The organism is Mycobacterium sp. NGS64, from assembly GCF_059812245.1.
The window spans coordinates 58,682-81,797 of the sequence record NZ_JCALCI010000002.1 but is presented as its reverse complement, the minus strand read 5'-3'; the positions used below and the strand labels follow the sequence as shown (position 1 = coordinate 81,797).

General features: G+C 67.3%; 8 protein-coding genes and 1 pseudogene. 1 reads left to right on the top strand and 8 read right to left on the bottom strand.

Annotated features, from left to right (window positions below):
- Window positions 1-88: 88 nt before the first annotated feature.
- The 5 genes from AC5Y4S_RS08740 to AC5Y4S_RS08720 all read right to left on the bottom strand — a co-directional run bounded on the left by AC5Y4S_RS08740 (window position 89) and on the right by AC5Y4S_RS08720 (window position 8,738).
- On the bottom strand, window positions 89-1,147 hold the full coding sequence (locus AC5Y4S_RS08740) for an NAD(P)H-dependent amine dehydrogenase family protein (RefSeq protein ID WP_500032246.1): 1,059 nt from the start codon (window positions 1,145-1,147) through the stop codon (window positions 89-91).
- A 114-nt stretch (window positions 1,148-1,261) separates the two neighbouring features.
- Window positions 1,262-3,010, bottom strand: coding sequence for an AMP-binding protein (locus AC5Y4S_RS08735; RefSeq protein WP_500032245.1), 1,749 nt, complete (start codon window positions 3,008-3,010; stop codon window positions 1,262-1,264).
- A 44-nt stretch (window positions 3,011-3,054) separates the two neighbouring features.
- Window positions 3,055-4,185: an acyltransferase PE gene (pe, locus tag AC5Y4S_RS08730; protein ID WP_500032244.1), complete on the bottom strand. Its 1,131-nt coding sequence runs from the start codon at window positions 4,183-4,185 to the stop codon at window positions 3,055-3,057.
- Window positions 4,186-4,238: 53 nt separating this feature from the next.
- On the bottom strand, window positions 4,239-7,259 hold the full coding sequence (locus AC5Y4S_RS08725) for an MMPL/RND family transporter (RefSeq protein WP_500032243.1): 3,021 nt from the start codon (window positions 7,257-7,259) through the stop codon (window positions 4,239-4,241).
- Window positions 7,260-7,316: 57 nt separating this feature from the next.
- Window positions 7,317-8,738, bottom strand: coding sequence for a condensation domain-containing protein (locus tag AC5Y4S_RS08720; RefSeq protein ID WP_500033272.1), 1,422 nt, complete (start codon window positions 8,736-8,738; stop codon window positions 7,317-7,319).
- A 453-nt stretch (window positions 8,739-9,191) separates the two neighbouring features.
- Between AC5Y4S_RS08720 and AC5Y4S_RS08715 the strand changes: the two genes are divergently transcribed.
- The gene (locus AC5Y4S_RS08715; protein WP_500032242.1) at window positions 9,192-20,366 is read left to right on the top strand and encodes a type I polyketide synthase; all 11,175 of its coding nucleotides are present in this window, start codon (window positions 9,192-9,194) and stop codon (window positions 20,364-20,366) included.
- Between the two features lie 12 nt (window positions 20,367-20,378).
- Here AC5Y4S_RS08715 and AC5Y4S_RS08710 read toward each other — a convergent pair.
- The 3 genes and pseudogenes from AC5Y4S_RS08710 to AC5Y4S_RS08700 form a co-directional block, all read right to left on the bottom strand.
- Window positions 20,379-20,820 (bottom strand): annotated as a pseudogene (locus tag AC5Y4S_RS08710) (PPOX class F420-dependent oxidoreductase).
- Between the two features lie 3 nt (window positions 20,821-20,823).
- Complete coding sequence (locus tag AC5Y4S_RS08705; protein WP_500032241.1) at window positions 20,824-21,930, bottom strand: acyl-CoA dehydrogenase family protein; 1,107 nt, start codon at window positions 21,928-21,930, stop codon at window positions 20,824-20,826.
- A gap of 7 nt (window positions 21,931-21,937) precedes the next feature.
- Window positions 21,938-23,098 carry an acyl-CoA dehydrogenase family protein gene (locus tag AC5Y4S_RS08700; RefSeq protein WP_500032240.1) on the bottom strand — a complete coding sequence of 387 codons (1,161 nt, stop codon included), beginning with the start codon at window positions 23,096-23,098 and terminating at the stop codon, window positions 21,938-21,940.
- Between the last annotated feature and the right edge of the window lie 18 nt (window positions 23,099-23,116).

The following is a 23,116-nucleotide window of genomic DNA, read 5'->3' as shown; positions in this document are numbered from 1 at the left end:
TGCCGATACATTGCTCAGCTAAGCATCGTAGACCTAGTGCACGGAACCGTTCCTCTGGGTCCGGGCTTAGGGGCGGCCCGACGCTGGGTTAGTGCGTCACCCGGCCCGTGACCGGCGGCAGATCGGCAAGCGTGACAATCCCGGGCCTGGCTGCGACGACAGCCGGAACGGCATTGGTAACCGGCATCGCGGTGTAGATCATCCCCAGTCCCATGAAGCCGGGCTCCGTCCAATCCTTCGGCGGCAGGCAGTGCAGCACGGTGCGCATGTTGGGCAGGCCGAACACCTGGATGACGTGGCCGTGCTCGAGCGGTTTGGGCGGGACCACATGGCTGCCCATGGTCCAGTTGAATCCGACGCTGACCACGTTGCGGTCGCCCTCCCAGCCGCGGTGATAGCCGTAGACGCTGCCGACGGTTCCCTCGGGGATCTTCATGAAGCCCAGATCGGAGTCGGCGGTGGCCGCGGTGAACGTGACGTCGAACGTCATCTTGTCCAGTTTGGCGCCGATCGCGTCGGCCATCATCGCGGCCGATTCCGCGAAGACCTCGCTTTCCCGGCGGACGCTCTCCGCCAGTCCCGGCGTGTCGGGGTCTTGCGAGAACCCCATCGCCGTTTGCGTTTCCGCCGACTCATACGTCGAGCAGTCCACCGACTCGGTGATGCGGATCTCGTCGACGCGCTCGCACGATGCGGACAGCACCATCCCGACCATGTTCGTCATCCCGGGGTGCGCTCCGCTGCCGAAGATCGTCGCACCGCCCCGTTCGCACGCGTCGTGGATGCGCTTGCGGTCCTGGGGTGTCTGTTTGCCGCCGGTGATCCAGGCGGCGCTGGTGCACACGTTGACGCCCGACTCCAGCAGCCGCACCAGTTCGTCGACGTTCGGCCACAAGGGGTTGTAGCAGCACGCGTCGGGTCGCAGCGCCAGCAGCGCATCGATGTCGTTGGTGGCCTTGATCCCGGTCGGCTCCGGCCACCCGGACAGCTCGGCAGCGTCCACGCCGACCTTTTCCGCGCCGTGGGCGTACACCCCGACCAGTTCCATGTCCGGCCGGCCGATGATGGCATGCAGCGACCGCCGCCCGATGTTGCCGGTCGTCCACTGGATCACGCGATAGGGACGGTCTGCGCTGGTCGGGCTCATAGGGGCTCCTTTGCCGGTGCGATTGGACTCATTATGTTCAACCAGGCCCGCGAGAGTGCGGGCCGGTCGTCCCAACCGACGGGAGGGCCAGCCGAGTTCCTCCGCGGGTTCGGCTTAGCTGTCCAACCGGGTGAATTGGTCGCGGCGGTACTGCTCGACGCACGCGGCGCGGCGGATCTTGCCGCTCGTGGTGGTGGGAATCGACCCCGGCGGCACCAGAACGAGGTCCCCGACATTCACGCCGTGCACGTTGGATATCGCAGAGGTGACGTCGCGCTTGATGCAGGTGAGCCAGTGCCCGATGTCCTGGGCGCCCTCGTGGGAATGGCCTCGCTTCTTGAGCTCGACGACGGCGACCAGCTCCTCCGTGCTTCTGACCGGAACCGATATCGCCGCGACCCGGCCGCCCGTGATCTGTTGAACGGTCGCCTCGATGTCCTCGGGATAGTGATTGCGTCCACGGATGATCAGCAGGTCCTTGATTCGGCCGACGATGAACAGGTCATCCTCGAAGATGAAACCCAGGTCCCCGGTCCTCAGCCAGGGGCCTTCGGGTGTGCCGGGCGACGGGTCGGCGAGCGTCGCGCCGAAACAGCGCTGCTCCTCCTGCGGTTTGCCCCAGTAGCCGTCGGCGACATTGGGCCCGTGCACCCAGATCTCGCCCACCAAGCCCTGCGCGCACTCGCGGTTGGTGTTCGAGTCGACGATCCGCAGTGTGGGTGATTGCGGCACTTTGTATTTGACCAGCGCGGTGCCGGTCCCTTCCGCACATCGCCGCGCGCGGCCCGCGGACAGCTCGTCGATGTCGAAGGCGACCTCGCTCGACGACTCATGCCAGGTGCCCGCCGTGACAAAGACGGTCGCCTCCGCCAACCCATACGAGGGACGCATCATGTGGTCGCGAAAGTTGAAGTGGGCGAACCGGTCAACGAAACGGTGCAGCGTTGCCGGCTCGACGCGCTCGGCACCGCTGATGATGCCGAGCACCTCGCCGAGGTCGAGCCCGGCCAGATCGGCGTCGGTTGTCTTGCGGGCGGCAAGATCGAAGGCGAAGTTGGGCGCCGCCGACCAGGCATGAGGATGCTGGGCCAATGACCGCATCCATCTGGCCGGCCTCTCCAGGAACGAAACCGGACTGGTCAGCTCGCCGCGATAGCCACCCAGGATCGGCGCGCAGATTCCCAGCACCAAGCCCATGTCGTGGTAGAAGGGCAACCACGACACGATCGTGGTATCCGCGGGGGCTTTGACGTGGGAGTCCGCGAAGAAGCTGCGCATCAGCTGCTCGAAATTCACCTGGAGATTGCGATGCGAGACGATGACTCCCGTCGGCGCCCGGGTCGAACCCGAGCTGTATTGCAGATAGGCGATGCTCGGCATGTCGGCTGCCCGAACGCTCGTTCCGCCCTCCGCGTCGAGATTGATCGAATCCATCTCGATGATCTTGGGGACGGAGTCCAGGCGCGCCTCGTCGACGTATTTGACGATGTCTTCGGCGACCGCCGACGTCGTGAGAACCACCGAGGGCGCCGTATCGGAAAGGACCGCACTCACCCGCTCATGGCTCGAGCCCTTGTGTGGCAACAGCAGCGGAACCGCGATCAGCCCGGCTTGCATGGCTCCGAGAAACGCCTCGATGTAGTCGAGGGATTGGGGGGCCAGGATCACCGCCCTGTCGCCGACCGACCCGTGCAGACTGAGCTCGCGTGCCGCGTTCAGCGTTCGGCGGGACACCTGTGACCACGTGAGGCTGTGGGGAACTCCGGCCCAATCGTCGGCGTAATCGGTGAACGTGTACGCCACATCGTGGGGCCGCAGGCTGGCGCGTCCGTGCAGCATCGACAGAATCGTTGACTGAGACATCGGGCTTACATCACGTCCGTACTAGTTCGTCGACTCCGATGGAGTCAGTGGTCGGTTTGCAGTGCGCTGTGCGACAACACGGACATGGCGCCGGCGAGGATCTGGGAGAACGGGTCGGCGCCGCCGCCGAAGGTCGCCTGGTTGGCCGGCGCGGTGACCTCCGCTGGATCGAAGCCATGCACCGGGTCCACCTGAACCGGGGCGGTCGACGGGTCGTCGTTTCGCGAGTAGCCCGCGTTCACCCTGGGGATCAAGATGGCGTCGAGTTTGTTCAGCGTGTCCTCCGGGATCCCGATGTATTTCAGCGGCATCACCAGCGGAAGGTGCTTCTCCGGCACCATGATCGTCGTGTCTTTCGCGCCCCGGGAGTTGATCGTGGTTCGGATGTTCTGCGGCGGCACCATGCTCCGGTTCGTGAAGGCGACCGCGGTGTGACCGGTGGCCAGACCCATCAGCGTGTTGGCGAAGGCGAACAAGTTGTCGGGCCGGTCGGGAAAGTCCGCGATGGAGTCGTACGCGGCCACGAACCTGTCGGTGTCGTACTGGCTCTCGTAGGTCGGCGGCATGGTGTAGTCGAGCGCGGGAACGGTGCTGCCGACCGGGAACACGGCGGTCAGGAAACTCTGACCGAAGGCGTGATGCCCGATCGGGTCGCCGAATGTGGCGAAGTTCAGCGTGTTTGGCGGCGGGGCGGTCGGGTCAGTTGCCAGCCGCGCCTGCGCGCCGTCGACCACGAACCCGCCCTCGGACAGGCCGATCGCCGTACCCGGGCGACCGTTTTTGATCGCGGCCACAAGGTTGTCCACTCCCGCGTCGACCGACTCGCCGACGCTGGGGCCGTCCAGACCCAGACCGGGGATGATCTCGTCACCGGCCTTGCCGATTCCGGGGAATAGCCGCCCCAGCACGTGGCCCTGGACCTGCCCCGCCGGGTAGTCGATGATTTTGCGCTGCTGGCCGGGAAACCATTGGGCGCCCTCCTGGCGGATGTACTCGTCGTAGGGGATGCCAAGAACGTGAGCGCCGCCGAGGGCGTACGCCGTCTGGTCGCCCGGGGCCCCCGGTGTTGGTGGTCCGCCGATGGGCGTGTCGTCGGCCGATGCCGCCCCGACGCCGAAATACACTGTGGCGCCGACAGTTACCAGCGCGGTAGCCCTTGCGAGTGTTTTGTTCATCCCTGCCCCCGACCGCTCTGCTTGTCTAGTTTCACATACATGAGGTGTGCCTGCTAACCGGCTTGCGGCTCGGCGCGTCCGAGTTGCGAGCGCCGCGCGTTCGGCCGCGACGGCCACCAGTTCGCCCGCCCGAACAGCGCCGCGATGGCCGGCACCGTGATGGTGCGTACCAGGAAGGTGTCCAGCAAAATTCCGACGCCGATCACAAAACCACCCTGAACCACGGTGCCGATGCTGGAGAACAGCAGGCCGGCCATGGAGGCCGCGAAGATCAGGCCCGCGGCGGTGATCACACCGCCCGTCGAGCTGAGGGTGCGAATGATGCCGTAACGCACGCTGTTCGGGGACTCGTCACGCATTCGCGAGACGAGCAGCATGTTGTAGTCGGCGCCGACCGCGACGAGGACCACGAATGCCAGCGGGGGCACGCTCCAATGCAAGTGCTGGCCCAGGATGAACTGGAAGAACACCACGCCGATTCCCACCGCCGACAAGTACGAAACGACCACGGACGCAACCAGATAGAGCGGCGCGACAATCGCACGCAGCAACGCGATCAGGGTCAGGAGCACGACGATGAGGGTCACCGCGATGATGAACCGGATGTCGTGCTGGTAGTAGTCGCGCGTGTCCTTCAGGCCGACGGTGTATCCCGCCATCGAAATCTTGGCGTCCGCCAAGGTGGTGTTCGGTTGGGCACCCCGAGCGGTCGCGGTGATCGCGTTGACCTGATCCATGGCTTCGGTGCTGAACGGGTTGAGCTTGGTCTGAACCAAATACCGCACCGAGCGGCCGTCCGGCGAGATGAAGACCTTGGCGGCCTCCTGAAACTCTTTGAGATGCAAAAGCTGGGACGGGATATTGAACCCGGCCATCGCCGGTTGCGCCGCATCGTGTTTCAGCGACAGCAAGAACGTCGCCGACTCACTCAGCGCGGCACCCAGCTTCTTGACCTGCTCGACGAGTTGGGCCACCGCGTCGGCCACCTGCCGGCTCCCACCCGCGAACCGGTCGGCGCCGTTTTGCAGGGTGTTCAGGCTGGACTGCAGGCCACCGGGCTGGTCCATCCCCATGGTGCGCAGCACGTTGGTGAGCTTGCCGACCGCGGTGCGCAGGCGGTCCGTCGACGCCTTCAGGGTCTGTCTGTCCGGATAAGCCTGCAGCTGGTGGGACAGGTCGTTGATGGCGTCGAGGTCCGCTTGGTCGCGGGAGCCGACCAACTGCTCGAACGTCCCGCGGGTTGCGCTGCACGACGGATCGGCGTCGCAGACGGGGTTGCCCTGCAGCGCCGCCAGCACCGGGCCGATCCAGGCGAACATGTTCTTGGCGGCCGAGAAGTTCCACCCCATGGTGTTGGTCAGCGAGTTGACGTGGTCGACGAGCTGGGCCGCGATGTCGACCTCTTTGACCAGCGTGTCGCCGCTGTACTGGTTCTTCGTCGAGGAAAGCGCGTTTTCCAGTTCCTGCACGCTGCCGGCCAGCTGGCTGACCTGGCCGCGCACGTCGCCGAGGCTGTCGGCCAGCGTGCCGGCGCCTTCGACCAGCCGATTGAGGTCGTTTGTGTGCTCGTTGATCAGGGTGGACCCGCCGGCCAGAAAGGAGCCGATGGCGCCCGCCTGATAGGTGGCTCGGAATTGTTCCGGCACATTTCCGGTGGGACGAGTGATGCCGCTGATCGCGGCGATGTTCGGCAGCTGGCTGACGCGGTCGGCCATCTGTTCCAAGTCCGCAAGGGCCTGCGGCGTGCGGAGGTCATGCGGCGATTGGATGAGGATGTATTCCGGAATCGACTGATTCACCGGGAAGTGGCGATCCAGCGCGGCGTACCCGATGGAGCTCGGGGCCGAAGGCCGCAGGGCTTTGCGGTCGTCGTAGTTGTAGCGCACCAGGCCGGCGCAACTCGCCAGGATGATCAACACCAACACGCTGGCAACCAGGTGCGCCTTCGGCCGGCGCACGATGCGGATGCCCGAACGTCGCCAGAACCGGGCGGTCAGCTCGCGCCGGGGCTTGACCCAGCCACGGGGGCCGGCGAGCACCAGGATCGCCGGCAGCAAGGTCATCGCGGCGAGGAATGCCACGCCGATTCCGATGGCCGAGGACACCCCGACCGTTTCGAAGATTCCCATCCGGGCGAAGCTGATGAGGAGAAAGGTGAGGCCCACGGTGGTGGCGGACGCGGTGATCACTTTCCCGATCGAGATCATCGCCCTCTTGACCGCCTGGTCGTAATCCGCGCCGGTCCGCAGGTAGTCGTGATATCGGCTGGTCAGAAATACGGCGTAATCCGTTCCGGCGCCGGCCATGATCGCGCTCAGGAACACGATGGACTGGTTCGAGACGCCCGAGCCGGTCAGCTGGGAGTAGCCCGCCACCAGCGCCTGGGCGATCACCAGCGACAACCCGATGGTGATCAGCGGCAGCAGCATGGTGACCGCGCTCCGGTACACCACCAGCAGGACGATCAGCACCAGGACGGAGATAGCCAGCTCGATCGGCAGCCGGTCCCGATTACCCGCGACGGTGAGGTCGGCGACGGTCGCCGCGGGGCCGGTGACGTTTACGGTGAGATGCGTCCCGGGTGGGGCCTGCTCCATGGTGCGTTTGACGATGTCGCCGATGCGGTTGAAGGCGGCGTAGGACTGGGGAGTGCCCAACTCGCCCGCCACGCCGACCGGCAGCACCCAAGCCTTGTGGTCCTGGCTGGTCACGACCGAACGCAGCGGTGGTGTGCTGATGAAATCCTGCAGCATCACGACGTCTCGGGTGTCCGCGCGCAGGGCGTCCACCAGTTTGCGGTACCCGGACTCGTCGGCGGGGCCCAGCGCCTTGGCGCCATTGTCGCTGGTTAGGACCACCAACAGGAGATCTTCCGACGCGGATTCGTGAAACGCCTCGGTCATCTTTCGCGCGGTGACGTTCGACGGTGCATCGCTGGGCAGGATCGCGAGCGGATGCTTCTGGGCCATCTTGTTCAGGGAGGGGAGGGTTAGTGGCAGGGCGACCGCAATCGCGACCCAGAGCCCGATCACCGCCCAGGGCCACCGCACCACAAAATCGGCTAGCCGTCGCATATTGGCCTCACCTCAAACCACACTATTTCCGATTCCGAGCCATCGAATTACTTCACGCTAGGCAACGCGTCCCCAATGGCCGCTGTCGGCGACCCGCGCACACACGGACTTCATTGCTTCCATGTAGCGGGTGGCCGATTTCAGGGCGACGGGATTGTCGGGATACATGATCGCCATTGCCGTGCCCTCGCCGTACCGAAACACGTAAATGGTCAATTGATACGAATAGCGACCGTCGGAATAAATTCCCAAATTGTTCGCATAACCCAGGTCGGCCGCGGCAAGGACGGCGTTGAGCGGCGCGGCTCCGCCATGCAGGAAGTTCGACACCGGAAAATTCGGCTCCGGCCACTTCAACCATGGCGCCAATTCCAACACGCGGTAATACGGCACCTTCGCCAAGTCCAGACCCGAATCGAAGGAAGCCTGCGCCGCCCAGGCGGCCTCGGCGAACGACGCCGCGGCTATTGGCACCGTGATCGGAACCAAGCCGGTAAACCAACCCTGCGTCATGAAATTGTCCGTGGTCCTGCGGGTGTCCCTGGGGGTGAGGCCGTAATACGTGAGGGCCCCCGTGAATTCGTGCTCTACCAGGGCGAAGCAGGCGAACAGGCCGCCGATGAAGCGCGCGCCGACGGCCGTGCACGCCGACTCGAACCGCTCCGTCTGTTCCGGGTCCATCAGGAATTCGGACAGCAACTCACTGCCGCTCGGCTCCGACGGATCACCCAGCGGGAGCGGAAATTCGGGAAAGCCGCCGTTGTTGTTCTCGGCGAAGTCGACCCAGGCGCGCACCTGCGGCGACTCCAGGGTCAACGCCGACACGTACTGGCGCTCGCGCTCGCAGAAATCGTTAAAGCTGCCGGCCTCGGGGAGGGCAAGGGGTTCACCGCCGCCGCTCAGCGCCGCATACATCCCGCTGGCCTCCAGCATCGTCGTGCCGACCAACGTCGCGTCCCCGTGCACATGATCCATGGCGACAAAGAAAGTGAAATGATCCTCGTTTCGGACGATTCCGAAGGTGAAACAGCCCCACTCCAACGGATTCGGAATGGCCACCAAATGCGCCCGAATCTCCTCAACCGTCATTGTGCCGTGGTCGATCGGTGTGAATTCAATATCGGCGGGATCGCTGAGGGTGTGCCTGATGAACTCCCCATTTGCAGTAGGTTCGAACCAGCTCCGGAAGGTGTCATGCCGGCGCAGGTACGCGTTGACGGCGTGATCCATGGCGGCGATGTCGCACTGGCCGGGTACATCGCAAGTGGCGATGATCTGCCGGGAGAAGTCAAGCCCGGCGGCCGTGCGCTCGTGGTAGTTGCGAAGGTGCTGGCCTTGCATGTAGCTGACCGGCACCGAACTCACCGGCGCTTGGCGGGCCTTCTCCCGGGACGCGGCGGTCGGATGCCACGAGATGACCGATCCCACGGTTGGCGTCCAGTCACCGAGTGAGCCGATCCTGATTTTCCCGATGCGCAATATGTTCTCCCCGAGTTTCACGGCGGCACTTCGGCCCCGCCGGTAGCGAGACCCAAGATAGCCCCTCCCGCAGCTACCGTCCCCGACATGCACATATCCGCGCCCAACTGCTCATCGGGACGGCGGGCGCCGGTCATCGAACGTACCGTGTAAAGGGCCCCGCCGAGCCTTGCCGACAGCCGCAGATCATGGCATCTGCGCGTCGCGGCGCCGGGAACCGGCCGGCGCTTGTAATACTGGTCGGCGTAGGCGATTCGGCTGCGGCAACCAAGGCTAAATGTGTAGATTCGCTGTGACGGTCGCTGTAAGGCAGTACCCGGGGGGGTTCTGCCAGCTCTGGTCCTGGGTGTGTGCAGTGAGCGGCCTAGGACGTGGTTCGAAGAAGCCACGGCTCCGGCGCCGCAAGGGCCCGCGGGCATCAATTTTTCCGGTCGAAACGGGGAGGACAACCGCATGACATCCGTCGAGGACCCGATGGGGCGGGGGTCGGCTTCTGGGGGCTTCGCGATAGTCGGGTACGCGGCGCGTTTTCCGGGTGCGGCGGATGCGGACGAATTCTGGCGGGTGCTGGCCGAAGGCCGGGATGCGATATCGGAGGTGCCCGAGGACCGGTGGGATGTCGACGAGTTCTTCGATCCGGATCCCGATGTGCCTGGCAAGGTTGTCACCCGTCGGGCGGGCTTCGTCGATGACGTAACGGGGTTCGACGCGCCATTCTTCGGGATGTCGGCGCGCGAGGTCAGGTTGCTGGACCCGCAGCATCGGCTCCTGCTGGAGACGGCGTGGCGGGCGGTGGAGCATTCCGGCACCGCGCCAACGGCTTTGGCGAACACCCAGACCGGGGTGTTCATGGGTCTGTCCACCCACGACTATCTCGGAATGATGTCCCACGACTTGACTTCCACCGAGATTGAGGCATATCTGGCGATCGGGACGTCGTCTGCTGCGGGAGCGGGCCGGATCAGTTATCGGTTGGGGCTGCAGGGTCCGTCGTTCACAGTCGACACGGCGTGCAGTTCGTCGCTGGTGGCCATCCATCAGGCATGCCAAGCGCTCCGCTTACGGGAGTGTGACCTCGCGCTGGCCGGCGGCGTTAACGTCCTACTCAGTCCGGCGACCATGATCACGTTCTCCAGCGCGCACATGCTGGCGCCTGACGGCAGGTGCAAGACCTTCGACGCGGCCGCGGACGGCTACGTGCGCGGCGAGGGTTGCGGTGTCATCGTCGTCAAGCGGCTCGAGGACGCGATCCGCGACGGCGACCGCATCAGGGCCGTGATCCGGGGTAGCGCGATCAACCAGGACGGCGCGTCGGGTGGCTTGACCGTGCCGAATGGCATTGCGCAGCAAAAGGTTATCGCCGAGGCGTGCAAGCGCGCCGGCATCGCACCCGGCGACGTCGGCTACCTGGAGGCACACGGGACCGGGACATCGCTGGGCGATCCGATCGAGGCGCAGGCCGCGGGCGCGGTGTTCGGCGAGGGGCGCGACCCCGGCCGTCCGCTGTTGATCGGTTCGGTTAAAACGAATATCGGCCATCTGGAGGCCGCCGCGGGGATCGCGGGCGTGATCAAGGTAATCCTGTCGCTCGAGCACGAGTTGCTGCCGCAGCACCTGCACTTCCGCACTCCGTCGCCGCACATTCCGTGGGAACGGCTTGCGGTGCGGGTCGTGCAGGAGGCCACCGCCTGGGAGCGCGACGACCGGCCACGCATTGCGGGAGTCAGCTCGTTCGGCTTCGCCGGGACCAACGCCCACGTGATCATCGAAGAAGCGCCCGTTGAGGCGGGGCAGGTCGCGGTGGCGCCCGGCCTGGGCGACCAGCGGTTCAGCGTGCTTCCGCTCTCTGCGCGCACGCCGGCCGCGCTGGTGCAGATCGCCGATCAATACCGCGGCTGGTTGAGCGCGCACCCGGAAGCCTCGTTGACCGACGTGTGCTTCACCGCCGGGGTAGGGCGAGCGCACTTCGAGCACCGCGCCGCGTTGGTGATCAACTCGAAGGAATCCGCCGCCGAGCTGCTCGGTGCGCTCGCGGACGACCGCCCGGCACCCGGCCTGCTGCGCGGGATATCCGACGACACGCCGAAGACCGCATGGCTGTTCACCGGTCAAGGCAGCCAGTACCCGGGCATGGCCCGAGAGCTGTTCGACACAGAGCCGGTGTTCGCCGAGACGGTGACCCGCTGCGCAGCAGTGGTCGCGGACGTTCTCGAAAAGCCGCTGCTGGACGTGATTTTCGACGTGGACGGCCCCGGCAGCGAAGAGGCGTTGCGGCAGACCTCCTACGCCCAGCCGGCCCTGTTCGCGGTGGAGATGGGCCTGGCCCGGCTGTGGCAGTCGTGGGGCTTCGAACCCGACGTGGTGCTGGGCCACAGCGTGGGTCAATACGCGGCGGCCTGCGTCGCGGGCGTGTTCAGCCTGGAGGACGGCGCGTTGCTGATGGCCGAGCGCGGCCGCCTGTTCGGCGGTTTGCCCGAGGGCGGTCGCATGGTCGCCGTGTTCGCCGCCGCCGAGCGGGTCGAGGCCCTCACCGACGAATTCCCGAGCCTGTCGGTTGCCGCCTACAACGGTGCCAACACCGTGCTTTCGGGGCCCGCGCAGGATCTGGACCAGGCGGTGGCCCGGCTGGCGGCCGATGGTGTCCGGTGCGACTGGTTGGACACCAGCCACGCCTTCCACTCGTCGCTGCTGGATCCGATCCTCGACGAGTTCGAGTCGTACGCGAACCGGTTCGATTTCGGCCCGCCGCAACGGATTCTGGTGTGCAACCGCACCGGCGCTGCGCTCGGCAGGAGCGTGAAACTCGACGGCGCCTATTGGCGTCGCCACGCCCGCCAACCGGTGGAATTCGCCAAGAGCGTACGCACCCTGGCCGAGCTGAACTGCAAGGTGTTGCTCGAGATCGGCCCGCAACCGGTGCTGACCGCCGCGGCCTTGCGGGCCTGGCCCGACCCGGGCACCGCGCCGCGGGCGATCGCCTCGCTGCGTCGCGGCGCCGCCGACCACCGCCAGATCGGCGAAGCCCTCGCGGGCGCGTATGTCACCGGCCACCTGCCCGACTTCGCCGCCGTGACGGGACCGGCGCGCAAGGTCGACCTGCCGCCGTACCCGTTCCAGCATCGCGAGTACTGGTATCGCGACAATCGGGAGCGTCGGCAACAGAACACCACCGTCAGCACCGAAACCGTCCGGCTGCTCGAGGACGGCCGGATCGAGGAACTCGCGGCGCTGCTCGACGGCACGAGCGGCGACCAGCAGACCGTGCATGTGCTGACAAAGCTTGCCGCACAACACAACCAACAGCGTGACACCCGTTCCATCGCGGATGATCGCTACGAGGTTCGCTGGGAGACGTCCACCGCCGAGCTCCCAAAGGTCCCGGACCCCGACGCCGGGCGATCGGCGTGGCTGCTCATCGGCAACGATGCCGAGGCGGTTCGGCCATTGGTCGACGTGCTGACCGCGCGTGGGCACCAGCACCGGACTCTCGGGTTGCCGGTGTCCGACGCCGACGAGGAGCACCTCGCGGCCGCCTTGCGTGCCGCGGAGGCGGACGAATCGGCGTTGCGTGTCCTGCATATCGCGGCCCTCGATTCCGACACCGCACCGTCAGCGCGGTCGCTGTTGCGGATGCAACACCGAATCCTGGGCGGAACGCGGCGGCTCTTCCGCGCCGCGGTGTCCGCCGAACTGCGCGCGCCCATCTGGGTGGTAACCCGTGGCGCGCAACGGGTCACCGAGGCGGACACCGTATCGCCGGATCAAAGCTGCCTCTGGGGATTCGGTCGCGCCGCCGCGTTGGAGCATCCGCAGGTGTGGGGCGGACTGGCCGACTTGCCATCCGGCGGGGAAGGCGACGCCGACGAATGGTCGCGGCTGATCGACCGGCTGACGGCCGCACCGCGCGACTCGGCCGTCAGGGAAGACCAAATCGCGCTGCGTGATCACGCCGTCTACGTTCCCCGGCTGATTCGACGGGCCGGCACGCCGGCCGCCGCACCGCTGGCGCTGCGCGGCGACGCAACTTATCTGGTGACCGGTGGGTTGGGTTCGATCGGACTGGAAATCGCCGGCTACTTGGCGGCGCACGGCGCCCGGCACCTGGTGTTGACCGGCCGGCGCGCGCCCGGTGCCGCCGCGCAACAGCGCATCGACGCCATCCACGAACAGCACGGTTGCGAAGTTCGGGTCATCGCTGCCGACGTCGCCGATGCGCACGACGTCGCGCGCCTGTTGGCCACCGTGCAGGCCGAACTGCCGCCGGTGGCGGGTATCGTCCACGCCGCGGGCGAGATCGGCACCACCCCGCTGCGCGCCCTGGACGACGACGAGGTCGACCGGGTGTTCGCCGGGAAGGTTTGGGGCGCTTGGAACTTGAGCGAAGCCGCCCTCGACACGTTCGGCCTGCAGCTGGACTTCTTCGTGAGCACCTCCTCGATCGCGGCGGTGTGGGGCGGATTCGGCCAGACCGCCTATGGCGCGGCCAACGCCTTCCTGGACGGACAGGCCTGGCGGCTGCGCGAGCACGGCGTTCCCGCCGTCAGCGTCAATTTCGGCCCCTGGTCTGCGGGCATGGCCGACGCGGAGGCCCGGGCCCGACTGGATCGGCGCGGGGTCCGGACCTTGGCTCCTTCCGACGCGCTGGCGGGGATGGCCGAGCTGATGGCGGCAGCTGCCGCGCAGGGCGTGGCCAACGGCGTGGTGGCCCGGATCGACTGGGCCCGCTTCCTGCCGCTCTACCAGCAAGCGGGACGGCGGTCATTGCTCGCTGAGCTGGAGCGCGAGGTGCCGGATTCCGTTGCCGCGCTGCCCTTGTCGCGGCCGTCCGGGCCGACTCGACTGGTCGAGCGGCTCACCAACGCACCGGTGCAGCAGCGCAAGAAACTTCTCGTCGATTACCTGCGCGAGGCGGTGGCGGAGGTCACACGAGTCGACGCGTCGGAGATCCGCGAGGACGCCGGATTCTTCGATCTCGGCATGGATTCGCTGATGGCCATCGAATTGCGGCAGCGCCTCGAGCACGGAGTGGGCAGGGAGATACCGGCGACGCTGGCGATGGACCACCCGCGCCTGGTGGACGTGGCGGACTATCTGCTCGCCGACGTGCTCGGGATCGGCGAGCAGACGGAGAGCAAGCCCCGGCAGGCGGCGGCGGTGGCGACGCGCACGGACGAGCCGATCGCGATCGTCGCGGTGGCCTGCCGTTTCCCCGGCGCGCCGAATCCCGAAGCATTCTGGGAGGTGTTGGCGGGCGGTGTCGATGCGATCCGGGAGATTCCGGAGGACCGTTTCGACATCGACGAGTTCTACGACCCGGACCCGGAGACCCCGGGCAAGATCTACAGCCGCTTCGGCGGATTCATCGACGAAATCGACGGGTTCGACCCGGAATTCTTCGGCATTTCCCCGCGCGAGGCTGTGTGGATCGATCCGCAGCAGCGGCTGATGCTGGAAACAGTGTGGGAAGGCCTGGAGCGGGCGGGCTACTCGCCGGGGGCCTTGCGCGGCAGCCGAAGCGGCATCTTCGTCGGGGTGGGTGCCAACGAGTACTCGCATCTGCTGTCGGCCGGCTCGGTCGAGAAGCTCGAGCCCCACTTCATCACCGGCAATGCGCTCAATGCCATTTCGGGCCGGGTCGCATTCGCACTCGGACTCGAGGGACCGGCCGTCGCGGTCGACACCGCGTGCAGCTCGTCGCTGGTGGCCGTCCATCAGGCCTGCCAGGCATTGCACTCCGGTGACTGCGATTTGGCGTTGGCCGGTGGGGTGAACGTGTTGCTGAGCCCGGTAACCATCATCGCCGCGTCACGCGCCAGGATGTTGTCACCCGTCGGGCGGTGCAAGACCTTCGACGCCTCGGCCGACGGCTATGTGCGCAGTGAAGGCTGCGGGATCCTGGTGCTCAAGAGGCTGAGCGACGCAGTGCGCGACGGTGACCGGGTTTGCGCGGTCATTCCCAGCAGCGCGGTCAATCAGGATGGCGCATCGAGCGGTTTGACGGTGCCCAATGGTGGTGCGCAGCAACGGCTTATCAGCTCGGCGCTGGCTCGCGCCGGTCTCACCGGTGGGGATGTCGACTACCTGGAGGCGCATGGCACGGGTACCGCGCTGGGTGACCCGATCGAGGTGCAGGCGGCAGGGGCCGTCTTCGGCGCCGCCCGGGACGCCGACCGGCCCCTGCTGATCGGGTCGGTGAAGACCAACATCGGCCACCTCGAGTCGGCATCAGGGGTCGCCGGCCTGATCAAGGTCGTGCTGTCGCTGCAGCACGAAATGCTGCCGCAGAGCCTGCACTTCGAGACACCGTCGCCACACATCCCGTGGGATTCGCTGCCGGTGCGCGTTGTTGACAAGGCGATTCCGTGGCAGGCCGACGGAAAACCGCGACGGGCGGGCGTCAGCTCCTTCGGCTTCACCGGCACCAACGCGCACGTGCTGATCGAGGAGGCGCCGCCGCTCTCGACCGCCGACGAATACTCGACCAGCGACGTCTTTCGCGACGACACAGCGGCAGCGGAGTCGGACGCTCAGGACGAACCGGTCGAGGTGCTGCCGCTGTCCGCGCGGTCACCGGAGGCGCTGGTGGCGTTGGTGCAGCGGTACGGGGACTGGCTGAATGCCCACCCGAAGGTCGACATCGCCGACGTGTGCTTCACGGCCGGCGCCGGGCGTTCGCATTTCGAGCACCGGGCCGCGCTGGTCGTGGATTCGGTTCAAAGCGCCCGGGAGGCGCTGGCCGAGTTGGCCGAGAACCGGATGCGGCCGGGAGTGGTGCGCGGCGAGTGCACGGACCGGCCGACGACGGCGTGGTTGTTCACCGGGCAGGGCAGCCAATACCCGGGGATGGCGCGCGAGTTATTCGACGCGGAGCCGGTTTTCGCGGACACGGTGACCCGCTGCGCCGAAGCGGTCGACGGAATGCTGCCGCGCCCGTTGCTGGAGGTGCTGTTCGCGACGGACCGCGAAACCGCCGGCGAGGCCGGGAAGATGCTGCGGCACACCTCATTTGCGCAGCCAGCGCTTTTCGCTGTCGAGATGGGTCTGGCCCGGCTGTGGCAGTCGTGGGGCATCGAGCCCGACGTGGTGCTGGGACACAGCGTGGGCCAGTACGCGGCGGCGTGCGTGGCCGGGGTTTTCAGCCTCGAGGACGGGGCCCGGCTGATCGCCGAGCGCGGCCGGCTGTTCGGCAGCCTGCCCGACGGCGGGCGAATGGTGGCGGTGTTCGCCGACGCCAAGTACGTCGAGGAGATCGCCAACGACTTCCCCCTGGTGTCGGTTGCCGCCTACAACGGCCCCAATACGGTGCTCTCGGGACCCGGCGACGACCTGGAACAGATCTTCACCCGGTGCGGTGGCGACGGGATCCGGTGCAGCTGGCTGGAAACCAGCCACGCGTTCCACTCGGAGCTGCTGGAACCGGTCCTCGATGAATTCGAGACGTACGCGGCACAGTTGGAGTTCGCCGTGCCGACGTTGCCGCTGGTGTGCAACCGCACCGGCGCCGTGCTGACGGCGGAAACCCCGCTGGACGCACAGTATTGGCGGCGTCATTCGCGCCAGCCCGTGCAGTTCGCCGAAAGCGTGCGCACCGTGGCCGCGCTGGGCTGCTCGGTGTTGATGGAGATCGGTCCGCAACCGGTGCTGACCGGCGCCGCGGTGCAGGTCTGGCCGGAACACCTCGCTGCGCCGCGCGCGATCGTCTCGCTGCGCAAGGGCATCGGCGACCGGCGCCAGATCGCCGAAGCGGTGGCCGCGGCCTACGTCAGCGGCCACCGGCCCACGTTCGCCGCGCTACACGGTCAACCTCGCCGCAGGCTCGAACTGCCCACTTATCCGTTCCAGCGCCGTCACTTCTGGCCCAAGACCGCCGGGATCGCCGGCATCGACGGACCGGGCGCCGGAGTTTCCGGAATCCTCGGCAGCGCAAAGGAGCTCGCCTCCGGCGACTCCGTCTACACGAGCCGGCTCTCCGTCAAGTCGCAGCCGTGGCTTTCCGATCACGTCATCTACGGCACTGTCGTCGTTCCGGGCGCGACATACGCGGCCATGGCGCTGGCCGCCGTCGGGCCGCCGGCGCGGGTACAGGACGTGTTCTTCTACGAGCCAATCATCCTGCCCGAGAGGGCTTCTCGCGAGGTGCAGCTGACCCTGCACCCCCAGGAGGACGGAGGCGGCTGGAGCTTCCGCGTGCACAGCCGCCCCTACGGCGTCAGCGATGCCGAATGGTCGCTGAACGCCGACGGGACCCTGAACACGGGACTCAGCCCTGCCGCTGATGTGGCTGATGTCGGCGCGGGACCCGCGGAGTCCGTCGATTCGATCGACGCGGCGATCGAGCGGATGAACCGCATGCGCCCGCAGCAGCTGTTCGAAACCTTCGCCGACATGGAGCTGGCGTGGGGGCCCAACTGGTCCGGTACGCTGAAATCGCTGTGGCTCGGTGAGGGCGAGGCGATCGGCGACATCACCGTCGGCGAGGAACTGAGCGAACACCTCGGAACCGAGCCTATGCATCCGGTACTGATGGACCTCTGCACCGGCGTCGCGTTCCCGGCGTTCCCGGCGCTGCTGGCGGCCGAACAGGGAGTCTCCGACCTGTTCCTGCCGCTGCGGTATGGCGCGGTGGAGCTGCGGGAAAAGATGCCGCGGCGGTTTTACTGCCGCGCGAAGTGGCACACCAGCGGCCTCGACAGCGAAACCCAGGTCTTCGATCTCGACTTCGTCGATCGCGATGGCCGCCGCCTCGGCGGGATTCGCGAGTTCACCGTCAAGCGGGCGCCCCGGGAGGCGTTGCTGCGCGGACTCGGCGGCGACGCCACCCGGCTGCTGTACACCCTCGGCTGGCACGAGGTGCCGGCCCCGCCGTCGAGCGGTGACACCCAGAGCGCCGGAAACCCGAACGGCACCTGGCTGGTTGCCGGGTTCGACCGACTCGCGGCCGAGCTGCCGGGCTGCATCGCCTTTGATCCGGCCGCCGATCCGGAGCCCGTCGGGCAGCTGCTGGCGCAGGCCAAGGAGCGCGGCATGCCGTTCTCCGGGATCGTCTGGCGCAGCGCCGGACCGAGCGCGGGGGAGTCGGACGCGCAAGCCGCCGCGCGCCTCGAGGCCGGGATCGCCCAGTTACTCAGTGTCGTGCACACGGTGCAGGCCGACGCGCAGCTCAAACTTCCGAACGGGCTGTGGATCATCACCGAGCGCGCCGTCGCGACCGAGTCCGGCGAGCCGGTCGACCCGGTGCAGGCGGCGCTGTGGGGACTCGGGCGCACCATCGTCAACGAGGAACCGGCGCTGCGCTGCAGGCTGGTCGATTGCGACGGGTCGGAGCAGGCCGTGCACCTGCTGACTGGTTTGCTCGGCACACCGATCGAGGAGCCCGAACTCGCTGTGCGGCAAGGCAAGTTCCTGGCGTCCCGGTTGCTGCAGTGGTCGCGCAGCGGTCACCTCGCGTTGCCGCGGTCAACCGATTACGTCCTGGCACCCACCGAGCGCGGCGCGATCGACAACCTGCGCCTGACCGAGGCGGAAGTGCCGCCGCCGAGCGACGGCTACGTCCAGGTCCGCGTGGAGGCCGCGGGGTTGAATTTCCGGGACGTGCTCAATGTGCTGGGCCTCTACCCCGGCGATCCGGGTCCGATCGGCGGCGACTTCGCCGGCGTGGTCACCCAAGTGGGCGGCGGCGTCACCGGACTCGAGGTCGGTCAGCGCGTTTTCGGCTTCATGCAGGGCGCGTTCGCCAGCCGGTTCAACGTGCCGGCCCAGCTGCTGGCGCCGATTCCCTCTTGCCTCAGCGCGGTGGACGCGGCGACGATTCCCGCGGCGGCGCTCACGGCCCGGCTGGCGTTCGACTGGGCGCAGCTTCAGCCCGGTGACCGTGTCCTCATCCACGCCGCCAGCGGCGGCGTCGGACTGGCCGCCATCCAGATGGCGCAGCAGCACGGTGCGATCGTGTTCGCCACCGCCAGCGCCTACAAGCGCGCGACGCTGCGCAAGCTGGGCGTGGAACACGTCTACGACTCGCGCAGCACGGATTTCGCCGACCAGATCCTGGCCGACACCGACGGCGCCGGCGTCGACGTGGTGCTCAACAGCCTGACCAACGAGGGGTTTGTCGAGGCGACCGTGCGGGCCACCGCACGGAATGGCCGGTTCGCCGAGATCGCCAAGCGCGACATCTGGACGCCCGAGCAGATGGCGGCGGCCCGTCCCGACATCGCCTACGAGATCGTCGCGCTGGACACGGTGACATTGCAGGACCCCGAACGCATCCGTGGCCTGCTGGCGGAGGTGTCGGAGGGGCTGGGCGGCGGCGAGTGGGCGCCACTGCCCGCGGAGATCTACCCGCTGACCGAGGCGAGGACGGCGTTCCGCCGCATGCAGCAGGCCCGGCACATCGGCAAGATCGTGCTGCAAATGCCGAAACCGCTTCAGCCGCGCGGCGATCGGACCTACCTGATCACCGGTGGACTCGGTGCGATCGGCCTGCACCTGGCGGCCTATCTGGCCCAGCTCGGCGCCGGTGACATCGTGTTGACCAGCCGGCGCGCACCCGACGCGGACGCGCAACGGGCGATCGAGGACATCGTCGAGCGCTACCACTGCCGCGTCCACACCTTCGCGGCCGACGTCGGGGACGAGGCGCAAGTCGAAAAGCTGCTCGAGCGGATCCGTGCGGAGTTGCCGTCGCTTGCGGGGGTGGCCCATCTGGCGGGCGTGCTCGACGACGCGCTGCTGTCCCAGCAGAGCCTCGAGCGTTTCCGGACAGCGTTGGCGCCCAAGGCTTTCGGCGCCAGCTACTTGGACAGGTTGACGAGAGAAGACGATCTGGACTTCTTCATCGTGTCCTCCTCGGTGGCCAGCCTGCTCGGCTCACCCGGCCAGGCCAACTACTCGACCGCCAACGCGCTGCTCGACGGGCTGGTGGCGGAGCGAAGGGCGCACGGCTTGCCGGCGACCGGCGTCAACCTTGGTCCCTGGGGTAAGGGCGGCATGGCGTCTTCGGAGGCCGCGCGCGCCAATCTCGGTGCGCAGGGCCTGATTCCGCTGGAACCCACGGCCGCCCTCAACGCGCTGGCCGAGGCCGTCGCCAGCGGGACCGCGCAGGCGACCGTGATCAAGGCCAACTGGCAGCGCGCCGCCAAGCTGCTGGGCAGTTCCCGCCCACCGATTCTCGACCTGGTGTTGCCGAGTGCCGTCACGGAGCCGACCGGCGACAGCGAGTTGCTCCGGCAACTGCAGGAGATACCGGTGGCCCAGCGCGCCGGCTTCATCACCGAATTCCTGCAGCGCGAAGTGCAGGGCTTCCTGAGGCTCGCGCAACCGCCCGCCGCAACCAGCCGGTTCCTCGACCTGGGTACGGATTCGTTGATGGCGGTCGAACTGCGCAACCGGCTCTACAGCCAGTTCGGTGGGGCGTTCACGATCAACGCCACCGCGGTATTCGACTATCCGACGATCGGCGGGCTCGCCGAGTACCTGGCAAGCCAGCTACCGGATGCGGAATCGGAGCCGGCCCCGGCCCGGGAGGGGGCGGAAGCGCCCGCGGAGGAGGCCGAATCGCCTGCGGCGGAGCCGAGCCCGGAATCCGCTGCGACGGGCCAGGAATCCGCTGCGGGGCCAGAGCCGAGTTGATGCCCCGGCGCGTCAGTCGGCGATATTGAATCCGGTGATGACCTTGGTGGGCCGCACCCGCACCACCAGTTCGCCGGGGACGGCGTTGCGGCGGCCGAACTCGTCGGCGCGGTCGGCGCCCATGTAGCGCGCACCGGTCCGCGTCGCGACGTCGAGTACGTCCGGCTGATCCTCGCTCACCGAGGCCAGGCCCTGCACCTGGACGAACGAATATGGCGGATGCGGATCGTCGACACAGATCACGACCCGCGAATCCCTGGCCAGCGCACGGCCTTTCGAGGTGTCCCGGCCGGTGGTGAAGGCCAGTTGGCCGTCATCGACAACAAACCAAACCGGCGCGACCAGAGGCCGCCCGTCGGCGGCAAGGTACCCGAACATTCCGGTGCGGGCAGCCTCCGAAAAACACTGACAGGAACTCAACGACCCGGGCGGAAAGTTCGGCGGGTTCGGCCATGCGCTACAGCCGGGCCAGGTCGTAGTCGCCCAGATGGTCGATCAGGTTGTGCAGATGGTCGTTCGAGGTGCCCAGCGTGTGTTCGATCGCGGTGAGCCGGGCCGCGTAGTGGCTGACGGGATATTCGGCGGTGACGCCGATTCCGCCGTGCATCTGGATCGATTCCTGCGCGATGTGGCGCCCCGACCGGCCGATCTGCACCTTGGCGCGCGACGCGATCAGCGGATCCAGGTTGCCGTCGGCGATCGACATCGCGGCGTAGAAGCTCATGCTGCGCGCCACTTCCAGCGACACATACATGTCGGCGGCCCGCTGGGTGAGCGCCTGAAACTTGTTGAGCGTGACGCCGAACTGCTTGCGAGTCTTGAGGTAGTCGGTGGTTAGGCGAAGCGCTTCCTCCATGGCCCCGACAGCTTCGGAGCACAACGCCGACTGGATCCGGATGACGGCGTTGCGGATGGCGAGCGAGGCGTCCCCGCCTTCGCCAAGCGGTTCGGCGGCGGCGCCGTCGAGATCGACTTGAGCGCCGCGCTGTCCGTCGAACGTCCGGTAAGGCTGCCGGGTGGCCGAAGCCGCGTCGACCAGGAACAGGCCGGTGCCGCCGTCGGGCAACGCTGCGCTGACCACCAACGCGTCGGCGCAGTCGCCGGCCAGCACGGGGTTCTTGCGTCCGGTCAACGTCCACGAATCACCTTGCTGCGCAGCCGCAGTGGTGACCGTGGCCGACGGGGTGCGATGCCCCGGTTCCACGTGGGCGAAGGCCAGCAGGCGTTGTCCGGCCGCGACCTCGTCGAGCTGTTGCTTCTGGGCGTCGCTGCCCAGCTCGGCGATCAGCGCACCCGGTGCGAGCGCGGCGTGCAGGATGGGTTCGGGGGCCAACCGGCGCCCGACCTCGGTGAGCACCACCATGATCTCGATCTGGCCGGCCTCGTCCGGCTCGAACCCGAGGCCGAGGATCCCGGTGTCGGCGAGCTGACTCCACACCTCGCGGCTCCAGCCGAGGTCGGACCCGATGACCTTGTTGCGGCTTTCCGGGTCGTACGTGCGCGACAGCAGGTCGCGGGTGGTGTCGCGCAGCAGGGACTGCTCGTCGGTCAATTGAAAGTCCATGGCTGCCTCACAATCCGAGAATGGTGGACGCGATGATGTTGCGCTGTACCTCGCTGCTGCCGCCGTAGATCGTCGTCTTGCGGTAGTTGAGGTAGTGCGGCGCGCTGTGTTGCGCCCACGAGGGCGATGAAATGTCTTCCCCGTCGGCCGGCAGCGCGTCCGGGCCGGCGACCTCGACCAGCAGCTCGGTCGCGATCTGCTGCAGTTGACTGCCGCGCAGCTTGAGCACCGACGACGCCGGGTTGGGCTGGCCGTCCGCGGAGTCCGACACCACCCGAGATTGCGTGAGTTCCAGTGCGAGGACCTCGTTTTCGGCCTCGGCGAGTCGCGCCGCGAACAGGGGATCGTTGAGCACCCCGGTTTCGGCGGCGTGTTTTTTCACCTCGGCGAGGCGCACCTTGGTGCGTCCCACGCCGGCGATGCCGGTGCGTTCGTTCCCGAGCAGGAACTTCGCGTAAGTCCAGCCCTGATTCTCTTGTCCGACAAGCTGATCGGCGGGCACCCGGACGTCGGAGAAGAACAACTCGTTGATCTCCTGGCCGCCGTCGATCGTCTTGATCGGCCGCAGGGTGATGCCCGGCGTCTTCATGTCGAAGAGCAGAAACGAGATTCCGGCCTGCCGCTTGGGCGCCTGCGGGTCGGTGCGCACCAGGCAGAAGATCCAGTCCGCGTACTGGCCGAGCGTTGTCCAGGTCTTCTGGCCGTTGACGATGTAATGGTCGCCGTCCCGGACCGCGGTGGTGCGCAGCGACGCCAGGTCGGAGCCGGCTTCGGGCTCGGAGAAGCCCTGGCACCACCAGATGTCGAGGCTGGCCGTCGGCGGCAGGAAGCGTTGTTTGATCTCCTCGGAACCGAACTCGGCGATCACCGGGCCGACCATCTTGGTGTTGAAGTTCAGCGGCTCGGGCACGCACGCCAGTTGCATTTCGTCGGCCCAGATCTGGTGCTGGGTGGGCGTCCAGTCCTTGCCGCCCCATTCGACGGGCCAACTCGGGACCGCCAGACCGTGCTCGTGCAGGATCTTGTGGCTGGTGACGATGTCTTCGCGGCGCACCGACGCCGCGCCCTGGCGTACCCGCTCGCGCAGCTCTTCGGGTATCTGCGTGGTGTAGAAGGTGCGAAGCTCGTCGCGGAACGCGGCTTCCTCCGGTGTGAGCGCCAGTTGCATGGCAGCCTCCTTTGTCGC

What these genes read in the sequence shown, in the direction of transcription:
- pe (WP_500032244.1), bottom strand. Translation starts at nt 4,185, where the DNA reads ATGAACAAAACACTCGCAAGGGCTACCGCGCTGGTAACTGTCGGCGCC.
- AC5Y4S_RS08740 (WP_500032246.1), bottom strand. Translation starts at nt 1,147, where the DNA reads ATGAGCCCGACCAGCGCAGACCGTCCCTATCGCGTGATCCAGTGGACG.
- AC5Y4S_RS08735 (WP_500032245.1), bottom strand. Translation starts at nt 3,010, where the DNA reads ATGTCTCAGTCAACGATTCTGTCGATGCTGCACGGACGCGCCAGCCTG.
- AC5Y4S_RS08700 (WP_500032240.1), bottom strand. Translation starts at nt 23,098, where the DNA reads ATGCAACTGGCGCTCACACCGGAGGAAGCCGCGTTCCGCGACGAGCTT.
- AC5Y4S_RS08705 (WP_500032241.1), bottom strand. Translation starts at nt 21,930, where the DNA reads ATGGACTTTCAATTGACCGACGAGCAGTCCCTGCTGCGCGACACCACC.
- AC5Y4S_RS08715 (WP_500032242.1), top strand. Translation starts at nt 9,192, where the DNA reads ATGACATCCGTCGAGGACCCGATGGGGCGGGGGTCGGCTTCTGGGGGC.
- AC5Y4S_RS08725 (WP_500032243.1), bottom strand. Translation starts at nt 7,259, where the DNA reads ATGCGACGGCTAGCCGATTTTGTGGTGCGGTGGCCCTGGGCGGTGATC.